This is a genomic window from Amycolatopsis sp. NPDC000009 (genome assembly GCF_055563465.1).
In genome coordinates, this window is sequence record NZ_JBVHDI010000011.1 from 32,418 (window position 1) to 44,762 (window position 12,345).

Here is a 12,345-nt window from a genome sequence, read left to right on the forward strand (position 1 = left end):
TCCGACCACAGCGCGAATCCGGCCCCCTGCGATCCGGAGAGCCAGGATGACCGGTTCCGCAACGGGTGACCGCGGGGGCTTCGGGACCTGGAGTCGGCTGACGCCTGCGGAGCAGTCCGCTCTCCGGAGCGCGGGCCAGGTGAAAGTGTGGCGGCCCGGCCAGATCCTCGCCCTCCAGGGCAGCCCGCCCACCAGTATGTTCGTCGTCCTCCAAGGCTGGGTGAAGATCAGCGCCACCAACTATCGCGGCGAGGACGCGCCGCTGGCCGCCCGCGGCCCCGCGGAGATCGTGGGCGAGCTGGCCCCGATCAGCGGGCTCCCCCGGTCCGCCACCATGTCGGCGATCGACGAGGTGCGCACCCTGGTCGTGCCGAGGGAGAAGTTCCTCGCGGTCCTGCGAGACAGGCCGCGTATCGCCGAAGAGATCTTCCGTACCGCGGCGATCCGGCTGCAGCAATCCGACAGGCTGCGGCTCGAAGCGGGCGGCCCGGACTTCCCGCAACGCCTCGCCGCGGTCCTCCTGGAGCTCGCGCTGCAGCACGCGGTCGACTGGACGAACGGGCAGCAGGTCGATCTCCGCTTCAACCAAGGGGAATTGGCGGGCTTCGCGCGTGTCTCCCGCAGCACCCTGATCCGGGGACTCGAAGAACTCCGGCGGCTGGGTGTCGTACGCACCGCGCGCCAGCGCGTCACGATCACCCGTCCTCGCGCATTACGGGAATTGGCGGCCGGGCGGCCACCTCCGCCCGCCGACGCCTGATCAGTCCGCGAAATCTCGGCTATCCTTGTCGAGGTTCAACTCTCGCAACCGTTCCACGGGGTGGAGGGAATCGGCACGATGAGTTCTTTCTCGGCAAGCACCGAACCGGGCATCGAATCGGCATTGATCGATCTCGACGCGGTCTCCTTCACCGCGTTACGAGAGCTGGACGGCGAAGCCTTCCGTCAGTCCGCGCTCCACGTCGTCGAACGGACCCGACGCGTCCACGCGCGCTACAGAAGCAATACCACCGGGGGCGGCGAGCGCATCGACTGATGCCGCCGCCCGCCGAGGCTCGCCCCGCGTTCCACCGGTTGTCATGGCGGGACTTCGACGCGCTGGCGCGCCTCGACGGCGACGAGGACATGGCCCGGCGGCTGCGGCGGGCCGAGCGAAGCCGTCGCAAACTGCTGATCCACGCGTTGCTGACCGAGGCCACGAAGATACCGGGCCATTCGGGTCCCCTGCCCCCGCTCGATTCCGCTTGGGAACTCCTCGCACGTGCCGAAGCACGAGCACCTCGCGCGGTGAACCGGATGCTCACCAACCCGTACACCGGAAGCTGGGCCGGTTACACGACTCGCCTGCTGCGCAACGGGATCGACGGTGTCGGTCCTTTGTGGATGCATCTGGGCCACGCGCACGCGATCGCGGCGGCCGCGGCGATCCGGGCGGAGCTCGACTTCGAAACGGCCATCCCGGCCTGGCACGGCAACGCCATGCTCCCTTCCCTCGGCATGGCGAGATTTCCCGGTACCGCGGCGTGTTCCTCAGCCATCGTGCGCGGCGAGAAAGGCCGCTACCTCGTCTCGAACGCCGAAACGACGGTCCGCCTGCCCGGCTCACCCGACGCCGACGCCCCGGGCTGGTGGGGAATCCGGCGAGTCCGGAGCCAGGTAGGCGCGCACCGGTTCTCCCTGCGGCTGGACGATCTCGATCCCTATCGAGGACTTTACGAACCGATCCCACCGGAACGGCTGCCGGACAAGGACTTGGCGGATTGGCAGCGGCTGATCGACGAGGCCTGCCACCTGGTCGCCGCCCATCTCCCCGGCTTGGCCCGCATCATGCCCGTCGGGCTCGCCTCCTTGGTGCCGAAGCCCCAGGTGCTTTTCCGGAACCCGAGCGCGTCGACCGGGGAGGCGTTCGGCAGTGCGGTGGTCGGCCTGCCCGCCGACGGTGCGTCCCTCGCGGAGACCTTGATCCACGAGTTCCAGCACATCGTGCTCGGCGGGCTGCTGCACCTGGTCGAGTTGTCCGAGCCGGATCCCGGTGAACGGATCTACGTGACCTGGCGGGATGATCCACGGCCCGTGAGCGGTGCCCTGCAAGGGGTCTACGCGTTCTTCGGGGTCACCGCGTTCTGGCGCGCACTGGCACAAGCCGGTGAATGCCCTCGGCGCTCAGGCTTCGAGTTCGCGTTCTGGCGCGAGCAGACGTGGCGCACCCTGCGGGTCCTGCGCGCGGACTCGACCTTGACCGACGCCGGACGCCGGTTCCTCGACGACATCGCCGAACGTCTCGGCCCCTGGCAGGTCGAACCCGTACCGGCGGAGGCCGGCGAACTGGCCGCGGCCGCCGGCCGGGATCACCTCGCCGGCTGGCGGGTCCGCCACCTGCGACCGGACCCGTCCGTGGTCACCGAACTGGCGGCCGCTTGGCTCGCCGGAAGACCGAGGCCACCGATCACCCTCGACGCCCCGGACCTTCCCCCGACGCCGGTACCGGACGGAGCCTGGTCCCACGCCAGAACGGATCTGATCCGGCTCGCCGTCGGCGGCACACCGCCGTCGCCGGGCGGAAAACCGCCGGCGGTACCCGGCGCCACCGCCGCGGACTTCGCCTACACGGCGGGCGACTTCCTCGAAGCGATCCAGGCCTACCGGCGGGAACTCGCCACGGATCCCGACCGGCCGAACTCCCTGGTCGGCTTGGGCCTCGCGCTCGCCGCACGAGGCCCACATCCCGCCGCCCGCGCCTTGCTGCATTGCCCCGAACTCGTCCGGGCCGTGCATCGGTCCTTGCGAGCCGTTCCACGGCCACCGACCGTGGAACGGCTCGCCGCCTGGATCGGGCAACTCGTGCCGGGCTGACTCACATCAGGATCGGGTCGATGTCGCAGTTGGCGCGGGCACCTCGGCCCGCCGCCTGCGTTCCGGGGTGGGCCTCGCCGAGGACCCGCCGGTACCGCACCAGGATCGGGTCGCGGAACTGTACGGCCTCGTCCGTCCGGCCGAGCGCGGTCAGATCCAGTCCGAGGTTGAAGGACGCCGCCAGTACCGTCGGATGGTCTTCGCCGAGTACCTGCGTACCGCGCTCGAACGCGTCCCGTCCCAGTTCGACCGCCCGGTCGAACTCACCCAGCGCCGCCAGATCACTCGCCAGGTTGATCGTGGCGGCGACGGCGTACGGGTGGTCCGGGCCGATGCCGGCCCGGAACTGCTCGAGGGCGCGCTCGTCGAGGACGCGGGCGCCCTCGACGTCGCCCATGAGCCGCAAGGTGACCGCCAGGTCGACATTGGCGACGAGGGTGTGCGGGTGATACTCGCCGAGCCCGCTCCGGAATCGCTCGAAGGTCTCCTCACCGAGCCGCTTGGCCGCGGCCAAGTCACCCGAGTGACGAAGATCGAGCGAATGGGCGAGAGCACAGCCCATCGTGACGGAGTGGTCGTCACCATAGGCGAGCCGGAACCTCTTGAGGGCTTCCGTGGACAAGCTGAGCGCGCCCGCATGGTCGCCGTCCTTGCGCCGGGTCACGGCAAGCAGGAACGAATGGGTCGCGCTGTCCAGCTGGTCCAGGCCGAAGCGCGCGTGGAAGTTCTCCGCGAGCCTTTCCTGCTGCACCCGGGCCTGGCCATAGTCCCCCGCCTCGCGCAGGTCCACGATCAAGGAAGCGTTGACGCTGAAGGTGCGGACGTGATCGCGGCCGAGGACCTCGATCCGGCGCCGGAGGGTGTCCTGGTCCAGTTCCGCGGCGGCGCGGTAGGCGCCGGACAACCGGAGGCTGATGGCGTGCTGGTACGCGGCGTTGAGCGTCTCCGGGTCGTCCTCGCCGAACATGCGCTTGGACTTCTGGTAGACCTCTTCGCTCAGCTTGGTCGCCGCCGCGAAGTCGCCCTGCGCCCGCAGGTCGATCGTGATGTTCCGCTGGAGCGCGAACGTCTCTTCGTTCTCCTCACCGGACACCTGAAGGCGCAGCGCGAGAGTGCGCTGATTGAGTTCCGCGGCTTCGGAGTACCGGCCGATCGCCCACAGATAGAGCCCCAGCCTCGACGAGACTTCGAGGGTCTGCGGATGGGTGGGACCGAGGACTTCGGCGAACCGCTTCCGCGCTTCGAGGCCGAGCCGGGCGGCCTCCTCGTGGTCGCCGTACTCGAACAGGTAGCGCATCAGGTTGATGTAGAGCTGACGCGGCCAGTCGTCGTCGCAGTCCAGCACGTTCGCCGCGTAGGCGTGCGGCAGCAGTTCGCGGTAGCGCGCCCAGTGCCTGCTCGACTCGGGGTCGTTCGGGTCCAGCGCGGCCAGCAGCTGGTGGGCACCGTGCTGCATCCGCGCGTGCACCTGACGGGCCATGACCCGGTTGCGCAGGACCAGCTGGACCAGCCGGTGCAGCTGGAGGGTGTTGTTGCCGTGGTCGATCTTCGCGAGGCCGTACCGGTTGATGTCCCGGATCGCCCGCGCGAGCTTGATCGGGTCGCGCAGGGCCGCGTCGAGCTCCGGGGAGATCGACACCCGGTTGACCCCGGTGAGCAGGTCCCGAGAAATCGGCTCCGGCGAGAAGAAGGCGCAGATGTGCAGGATCTGGTGGGCGGCCGGGTTGCGGGTCTTCAATTCCTCGAACGAAACGTTCCAGGCCGCGGCGACGGACACCTCGTTGTCGGGGGCCGAGGCGGTGTCGAGAATTTCCTCGACCGACTCGTCGAACAAGCGGAGATACTCCTGCACCGGCATCCCGGTCACCGCCCGCCAGGCCGCCGCCTGTTCCACGGCCAACGGCAGATCGCCGAGCTTTTCGGCGAGTTCGTCGGCGTCGGCCGGGTCGATCTCCGGACCGCGGCGGCCGAGCAGCTCGACGCTTTCCTCGCGTTTGAACACCGCCAGTTCCAGCGGGCGGGCGATCCCCGCCCAGTCGGAATTCCGCGAGGTGATCAGGATTTCGCCCGGACCGTTGCGCGGAAAGAACGGCAGCACGGTGTCCGGGCTCTCCGCGGCGTCGAAGACCAGGAGCCAGCGGCGGAACGGCCGTCCGGTCCGGAGCGCCTCGATGACCGCCGGGACCGCGACGCTGGCCTCGGTCGCGCCTTGCAGGCCGAGCATCGTGGCGAGTTCGGTGAGACCGGCGCGGATCTGGGTCGTGTGCGCGGCGTCGATCCACCAAACGAGGTCGTAGTCCTGGAGGTGCCGGTAGATGTACTCGGTGGCCATCTGGGTCTTGCCGATACCGCCGAGACCGTGCAGCGCCGAAGGGAGCACGGCGGTGGTACCGCTGCTCAACCGCTTGGTGAGCTGGTCGAGCAGCTCGTCGCGACCGGTGAAGTTGGGATTGCGCGGGGGGACGTTCCCGAAGACCAGCGGCGGGTCTTCGGGCTGGCGGTCGGGGAAATGCCGGGAACTGTCCGTCGCCGAAGGGTGGACGATCCTGGTCGTCGGTTCGTTCGCGTCGGGCTCACTGAGTTGAGTCGAGCGTCCCTGTGGCACAGGTGTCGAAGCAGGTTGACGTTCGGCCGTCTCAGGCATTTTCGTGCTCACAGCCTTCTTTAGTGATTCAGATTCGAATGCGGCGAGACCCCGGCCTCGTACCGCGTTCCGTAGCCGGTCGGCCCGGGACAGGTACGGTCCGGAAAGCGCGCGCATGACCGCGCTTTCCAATTCCACATCGGCCGGGGGCTCGCGGTCGAGGTCTGGATCCGGTGTGTTGTTCGGGTCGGCGATGGCGTCCCGGAGGTGACCGAGCAACCTGATCCGGTCACCGAAATGGGTGGCGGCCACTCGGACGACACTGGCCGTTTCCGACCGTCGCGCGCCACTGAGCAGCAATTCCCGGACTGCCTCGGGAAAAGCGAAGACCCCGTCGGTGTCCCAAGTGGACTCGCCCTCCCTGAGTGCGGGAGCGTACATCATCCCCGACAGCAAAAGTTCGAGGAGGTGCTCCACTCCCGCTTCCGGTACGAACCGTTGTCCCACCAGCTTCGCCACGTCGAGACGGACCGGTACCGCCGCGAGCAACTGCGCCAAGCGTAGCGCCGGCGGCGACGCAACACTGCGGAATCTGTGCACTCTTTCGGCGGGTGACAAAGTCGCCGGTGAGGCGGCGATCGCGGGCCGGGAACCCCGTTCCGCGGCGAGGACGACCGTTCCTTCGGCGGATCCGGTGTTCTCACCGGTCATCAGCGCGGCCCACCAGCCCAGGGACCGCGGCCGCAATTCGAGCACGGGCACCGGGACGAGATGCTCAGGCACCTTCGAGCCGGGTTCGAGCCAGGCGTCCGCGAGGTCGCAACCCCAACGGCTGTTGGGGGCCAACGCGTTCGGGACGCGTAGCCATGCCTTGCGCGGGTCCATACCGCAGCGGCCCCACAGCCACTGCGGGAGCAGGTGGACGATGCTCACCGGCATCTTCCCGCCCCAGCGCGCCAGCATCGGGTACAGCGGGTCCTTGTGCTGCCAGGCATCGCCGACACCGTCGGTCAGCAGCAATACGGCCCGCCGCCCCGAAGAATCCAGGATCTCGTCCGGGTCGCGGGCGGGCGCGCCCGGCGTGCCACCGCGAAGAACGAGGCCGTCTTCGTTGTCCTTCGCGGTCTCCAGCAGCCGGACCTGAATGGTGCGGAAAGCACCCACCTGCCGGAGCAATTCGACGAACGCGGACACTCTCGGCCGCCACAAGGCCATCGAGGGACCGTTGTCGAGGACGAGCGTCAGGTCGAGCCAGCGCTCTTCTCTCGATCGGGTGACCGGCCACCACCGGCCGGTCTCCGCGACCCGGACGGCGGTCGCCACTTCGTCCAGGACCACGTTGTTGTGTCGCCGCGAGACCGTCTCCCGTTTCAGCGATCTCAACGCGCGGAAGTACTCCAGCGATTCGAGGAGTACCGCTCCCCCCGGCCCGGTGCCGTCGACCGCGGGTTCGGGCAGCTCACCGGGCACGGCCTCGATCGCGACTACCTGACCTTCGTCCTCGGCGGGCGCCCCGGCACCGGTGACCCGGGACGGCCGCGGCTCCGGGGGTTCCGGGCTTTCCCCGCGCTCGGCGGGCGCGTTGCGGATCCGCCGTTTCTCCGGAGGCTCCTCCTGCTCCTCGGCCGGATCGGCTTCCTCGGCGGCCCGCCGCGGCGAAATGGCCGCGGCCAGCCACACGATGTCGGCCACGTCCGTCCAGCTCAGGTCCTCGAACCCGAACGGCTTGACCCCGTGGGGGGAACCGGTCTTCCGCCGCTCCGCCACCGAGGCGGAACGCGAGTCGGACATACCGCCCGGCCCGTCCATGTCACCGCACCGTCAGTCGTTGCCAGAGGGCGTCCACCAGCCGCGGCCATGCCTCCTGATCCGGCTGGTACGCGCCCGACGTCGCCAGATAGACGGCGTCGAGCAGCCTGTCGGTGGGGAGACCGCCTTCCGCCTTGCTCCGTTCGGCGAATTCCCGGATGAGCCTGTCCCGGTGTTCGCCGTTCTCGCCGACGAGATGACCCGCCACGATCGCCGCGAGCTGCTCCTCGTCCGGGTTCTCGATCCGCAATTGCAGGCAGCGGCGCAGGAAGGCGGGCGGGAACTCGCGTTCTCCGTTGCTGGTCATGATGACGACAGGGAAGGCGGAGCAGGCGATCCGGCCGTCTCGGACCACCGCGGTGCGCTGCGGGTCCGCGGTGTGCACGGTGACTTCGGGGTGCCGGTTCCGCACGCGCGCCAATTCGCCGATGGGGAATTCGCCGTCCTCGAAGACCGACAGCAGATCGTTGGGCAGATCCGCTTCGGATTTGTCCAGCTCGTCGATCAGCAGTACCCGCGGCAGCCTGCTCGGGAGAAAAGCGGTGCCCAGCGGGCCGAGGCGGACGAAGTCACCGATCGGCGGCTCTTCCGTCTCGCCACCGCGTTGCGCCTGGCTGGTCGCCGCGGCCTGGACCCGGCCGATCGCGTCGTAGCCGTACAGCCCGGAACTCAGCGCGGTGTTGCTGGTGATCGCCCAGCGCAGCACCCTGCCGAGGCCGAGCTCCCTGGCGATCCGGTACGCGAGGCTGGACTTCCCGGTCCCGGGGTTTCCGGTGACCAGCAACGGACGGCGCAGGTACAAGGCGGCGTTGACCATGTTCAGCTGGCCGGCGTCGACGGTGAGCTCCGAAAGTGTGAACGCGGTGCCGAGACGGCGCTCCGCCTCACCGTCGTCCGGCGGCGGCACGTCGTTCTCCGGTGGCGGATCACCGCGATACGAACGCCATGGCGGCGGCGCGGGCAGCAGCTGCGCGAGATCGATGTCGTGAATGGGCCTGCCGGTGCCCCGGTAGATCCACCAATCGGGTGCATCGATTTGCGGCGTCCGGCCGTTCACGGGCGCGTCCTGATCGTTCCCGCTCATCCGCGGCGTCCCCTTACAGTCGAGTCGGGATCAACGGCTGGTCCAGAACGATCACACGTTTGGGGTCGTCCCACATTACCACCAGATCGTGAGCCAGAGAATTCTTGAACGGTACCGCCGCACCCGAATTCGCCAGTTTGCGGCGATCCGGGAGTTCGATGAAACCGCTGTCCGCGGCCAATACCCAGTCGAGCAACTCGCGCAGGTTCTCGGCCTCCGCGTCCGGATGCCAGAGCACCACCGGAAGACCACTGCGGAGCGCGCTCGTCAGTTCGTCCGGCGCGCCGCCCGGTTCCGCTTGGGGCGACGGGGGTTTCGCCAATACCAGACCGACCCAGTGATCGTCGCTGAGGATGGCGTCGATCGGGTGATCCTCGAACTCCGCGCACCCGGAATAGTGCAACCGATCGGGGGCGGGATCCTTCACCATCGAATCCCAGCGAACATGCCATGCGCGATGCCAATGCCTCGCCCGCATCCTCTCCAACGACCGTATTCCGAGCCGGTACCCGTAGCGCAACGGCTGGGGATGGCCGGTCTCATGTTCCTTCGCCCAGCGCTGCACGGGCAAATTGATCAATGTCCTCGGCAGCAGGAATTCCACCGACGCGGACATGCTCTGGCCGGACCAGACGCCTTCAGTCTCCAAGATGACGTCGTCGACCCTGAACTCGACCTCGTCTATCCCGATTTCGCGCACTCCACCGAGTGACGGCGGCCAGACCTCCGGATCGTCCTGCCGCCAGAACGCGAGCGTGCACCGCGTCGGATCCCCGGAAACCGGTTCGAGCATGATCATCAAATGCAGATGGGGCCGCTCCGGAATCGGCGGCGTGCTCTGCCGCTGGTGCACGAGGGCGGGGCCGAGCCGCAGTGACCGGGCCTGGTCGCCGATCCAGTTCGCGATCATGGCCGCGGGCTCGCCGACCACGTTTTCCGCGAGCAGACCGAGAAAGGTCATGGCGGGCGGCACACCGTCCGGCCCCGCGTTGAAGTCGGCGAGCAACTGGAAGGCGCCCCACGCGTCGGTGACGCCCTCCAGCCGGGGCAGCGGGACCGCGGGACCGAGCGCGCGGCTCACCATGACCGCCAGCTGGGGGACTTCCAGCCCGCTCAGCCGTCGGCGCAGGCCGGCCAGATCCTTACGGGGGATCAAATCGAGGACGGCGCTGTTCAGGTCGGCCAGAAACAGGTCTTCGGCGGCCACCACGGCCGGATCGGGGGATTTGGCGACCGCCACGGAGACTTCGCCGTGCAGCCGCAGATAAGCCGTTCCGGTGAAGGTCTTCACCGCAACGGGTATCGGATGGTACGACTCGGGCAACAGGCCCGGGTCCTTTTCGATGACGTCGGCGAAAAAACGCTGCGAACAGATGAACGCGATCATCCGGCCGGATTCCGCGAACGCGTCCTTCGCCTGTTGCGCGTCCAGGATGCGGAAGGCGATGTCGACCGCTTCGCCGACCCAGCCGTTGCCGTCGTCGATCACCTCGCCGGAGTTGAGGCTCACCCGGAGCCGCATCTGCGCCTGCGGTGTCCGCGTGTGGTTGTACCGGCGGAGGGCGACCGCGATGCGGTCCGGCAGCAGATCGGCAACCAGGCTTTTGGTCGTCCCGGGCGGAAGAAGGACCAGTACGCCGTCGCCGCGGTCTTCGTGCGCGCAGGAATCGAAGTCGATCCCGCTTTCGGCGAAAGCCGTCTTCAGCACTTCGTACATGCCTTGATGCACGGCGAGCCTGTCGAGCCGGTTGCGGTCCGGCGCGGTGAACCCCACGACGTCCACCACGACGATCGTGCGGTCGAGAGCCCGCGTCGGTCGCGCCACTGGCCCCCTCCCAAGGTCCGTGGCGCCGACCCACCGGCGCCGACCGCCACAGTATCGCGTCGATCGGCCGGAAAGGTGAGTGTCAATTGACAAATTGGCCGCTGCGGGAGCGTGCTAGGTCTCGTGAGTGGTAAGGACGGTTCTAACCGTCCTTACCACTCACGAGCCGGTCAGACGCCGGCGACCTGCTGGATCCAGCTGCGGTAACGGGTGATGTTGGTGTAGGCGGTGTTGTTCGACCGGTCGCTGGTCGAGGCGACGCCGACCTGGCGGCCGGAGGCGAACATCGGGCCGCCCGAGTCACCGCCGGCGGTGATGCCGTCGACGCGGTTCGCGCAGACCGCGACGCCGCCGTGGTAGTCACCGCAGTTGACCGAGTTGACCCGGACGGTGGCGACCTTCAGGTACCGGGACTGGCAGTTGATCTCCGAACCGCACTGGCTGGTCGCGCCCCAGCCGTAGACCTGGACGTTCTGGCCGACCGAGACGTTGCTCGTGGTGCCGAGCGGTGCGTAGGTGGCGTTGACCGAACTCGTCAGCCGGACGATGGCGAGGTCCGCGCCCGAGTGCCGGGTGATGCTCGCCGCGGTGGCCATCGTGCCGCCGCTCTGCTGGTCGAGGCTGCCGATCCGGAACGTGTAGCTCCCGCTGCTGGCGACACAGTGCTTCGCGGTGAGGATGTACTGCGGCGCGATGATCGTCGCGCTGCAGTTCTGCTGTCCGTTCACGAACAACCGGGCCGCCCATGGCGCGTTCTGCGCGTACTGACCGCCGATGATCATCGGCTGCACGCCCGAGGGCTCGGCGGCGGTCGCGGCGGGGGCGGTCGAGCCGAGCAACGCCATGAAGGCGGTACCGGCCAGCAGGACGAGAGAGCGCAGTCGCATGTTCCGACTCATTTCTGCGGCGGGGTTCCGGCCGCTTCGGTGGGGACGAACGCGCTGATTCTGTGTCGTGCCAAGGGAACCCGGAAACCGACGAAAGTTCGCGTGGGCTACCTATTTATTTCCATGACGGACGGCGCCGATTTTTGGGTACCCGGCGAAGATCATTAGGTAGTCACTCGCCGAGCAGCCGCCACGCGGTGAGGGCGAGCCTCGCCCGGGTGAGCCCGAGCGGATCGGTGAGGTCGACGGCGAGGCTCTTGCCGATCTGGGTCAGCCGTCGCGCGACGCTGCTGTGGTGCAGGTGCAGGGACTCCGCGGCCTGGCGTACCGAACCCGTGGCGCAGTAGGCGTCCAGCGTCCGCAGGTCCTCGGGATCCGCCGCCAGCCTCGTGATCGCGACGACGTCGGCGTTGGCACGCGCGTCCTCTTCCGGGATCCGCGCGAGCAGCGCCAACGCTCCGAGTTCGCCGTAGTGGATCACCGGACGGCGCGCGGTCGTGAACCGCAACGCCGTCCTGGCGTCCTGCCAGGACCTGTGCGGGCACTCGGCGTCCCCGATCCCCGCCCGCACGTCCTCCGGGAAACGCTCCGGATCCACCGCGGTGGCGAGGATGATGCCGACGTCGGTGAGGGACGCGGCCTTGACCGGGCGGCCGGGGCAGATCAGGCTCCCGACCTTCTCGAGCGGGAGCCCCGACCGGACGGCGACCACCCGGATCGGCGCGTCGGCGGGGAAACCCAGCAGCCGCAAGGCCCGGTTCCTGGCGGCGTCGTCACTGGCGGAGCTGATCACGAGTTCCACCAGTGCCGGATCGGCCATCGTGGTGCGGGCAGGGCCGTACCGTTCGACGACCGTCGCCACGGCGATCGCGAGCCGGTCCAGCACCGCTTCGTCGAGGGCGACGGGTGCTCCCTCGCGTTCCAGCCACACCGTGCCGATCTCCTCGTCGTCGAGGGTGATCGCCTCCGTGATGGACGCCGGCGCGGAAGCCGGTGCGGCTTCGCGGCCGTCGGGCGCCATGCGGAGGGTGCTTCCCGTGCTGTGGAGCCGGATACCCGCCACGCATTCCGCCAGCCCCGCGGTGGCGCGGGCGAGCGCGGGAAGGTCGACCCGCCGCCGCATCAGGGTGTCGTAGAACATCACGACCCGGATCGCGCCCTCGACGTCGGGATCCAGATGCGACAACCGCGCGGCCAGTGCCTCCATGTCCGCGAGCGTACGCGGCGATCGTCGCGCGAAGGGGGCGATCACACGCGACGGATGGCGGCCGCCTTCCGGCTCCGGAGCCGGAAGGATCGTGGT

General features: G+C 68.8%; 8 protein-coding genes. 3 read left to right on the forward strand and 5 right to left on the reverse strand.

Features of this window, described 5'->3' with window-relative positions; translation table 11 throughout:
• The first annotated feature begins 46 nt into the window (after window positions 1–46).
• From ACZ3HL_RS26500 to ACZ3HL_RS26510, 3 genes are all read left to right on the forward strand, one after another.
• Window positions 47–760 (forward strand): Crp/Fnr family transcriptional regulator, encoded by a 714-nt coding sequence (locus ACZ3HL_RS26500; protein ID WP_465534461.1) that lies wholly within the window; start codon window positions 47–49, stop codon window positions 758–760.
• A 78-nt stretch (window positions 761–838) separates the two neighbouring features.
• A complete protein-coding gene (locus ACZ3HL_RS26505; protein WP_465534462.1) occupies window positions 839–1,036 on the forward strand; it encodes a hypothetical protein in 198 nt (65 codons plus the stop codon).
• Complete coding sequence (locus tag ACZ3HL_RS26510; RefSeq protein ID WP_465534463.1) at window positions 1,036–2,853, forward strand: aKG-HExxH-type peptide beta-hydroxylase; 1,818 nt, start codon at window positions 1,036–1,038, stop codon at window positions 2,851–2,853. Before ACZ3HL_RS26505 ends, ACZ3HL_RS26510 begins: the two co-directional genes overlap by 1 nt.
• Before the next feature lies 1 nt (window position 2,854).
• On the opposite strand, the gene fxsT is transcribed toward ACZ3HL_RS26510, so the two are convergent.
• From fxsT to ACZ3HL_RS26535, 5 genes are all read right to left on the reverse strand, one after another.
• The gene (gene fxsT / locus ACZ3HL_RS26515) at window positions 2,855–7,246 is read right to left on the reverse strand and encodes an FxSxx-COOH system tetratricopeptide repeat protein (RefSeq protein WP_465534464.1); all 4,392 of its coding nucleotides are present in this window, start codon (window positions 7,244–7,246) and stop codon (window positions 2,855–2,857) included.
• A gap of 1 nt (window position 7,247) precedes the next feature.
• On the reverse strand, window positions 7,248–8,330 hold the full coding sequence (locus ACZ3HL_RS26520) for an AAA family ATPase (RefSeq protein ID WP_465534465.1): 1,083 nt from the start codon (window positions 8,328–8,330) through the stop codon (window positions 7,248–7,250).
• Window positions 8,331–8,343: 13 nt separating this feature from the next.
• Entirely contained in the window at window positions 8,344–10,155 is a 1,812-nt protein-coding gene (locus ACZ3HL_RS26525; RefSeq protein ID WP_465420124.1) for a VMAP-C domain-containing protein, read from the reverse strand.
• A gap of 170 nt (window positions 10,156–10,325) precedes the next feature.
• On the reverse strand, window positions 10,326–11,042 hold the full coding sequence (locus tag ACZ3HL_RS26530; RefSeq protein WP_465420122.1) for a S1 family peptidase: 717 nt from the start codon (window positions 11,040–11,042) through the stop codon (window positions 10,326–10,328).
• Between the two features lie 172 nt (window positions 11,043–11,214).
• Window positions 11,215–12,249, reverse strand: coding sequence for a PucR family transcriptional regulator (locus ACZ3HL_RS26535; protein WP_465534466.1), 1,035 nt, complete (start codon window positions 12,247–12,249; stop codon window positions 11,215–11,217).
• Between the last annotated feature and the right edge of the window lie 96 nt (window positions 12,250–12,345).

Coding starts and splice junctions, on each gene's coding strand:
- ACZ3HL_RS26500 (WP_465534461.1), top strand. CDS start 47: ATGACCGGTTCCGCAACGGGTGACCGCGGGGGCTTCGGGACCTGGAGT.
- ACZ3HL_RS26505 (WP_465534462.1), top strand. CDS start 839: ATGAGTTCTTTCTCGGCAAGCACCGAACCGGGCATCGAATCGGCATTG.
- ACZ3HL_RS26510 (WP_465534463.1), top strand. CDS start 1,036: ATGCCGCCGCCCGCCGAGGCTCGCCCCGCGTTCCACCGGTTGTCATGG.
- fxsT (WP_465534464.1), bottom strand. CDS start 7,246: ATGGACGGGCCGGGCGGTATGTCCGACTCGCGTTCCGCCTCGGTGGCG.
- ACZ3HL_RS26520 (WP_465534465.1), bottom strand. CDS start 8,330: ATGAGCGGGAACGATCAGGACGCGCCCGTGAACGGCCGGACGCCGCAA.
- ACZ3HL_RS26530 (WP_465420122.1), bottom strand. CDS start 11,042: ATGCGACTGCGCTCTCTCGTCCTGCTGGCCGGTACCGCCTTCATGGCG.
- ACZ3HL_RS26535 (WP_465534466.1), bottom strand. CDS start 12,249: ATGGAGGCACTGGCCGCGCGGTTGTCGCATCTGGATCCCGACGTCGAG.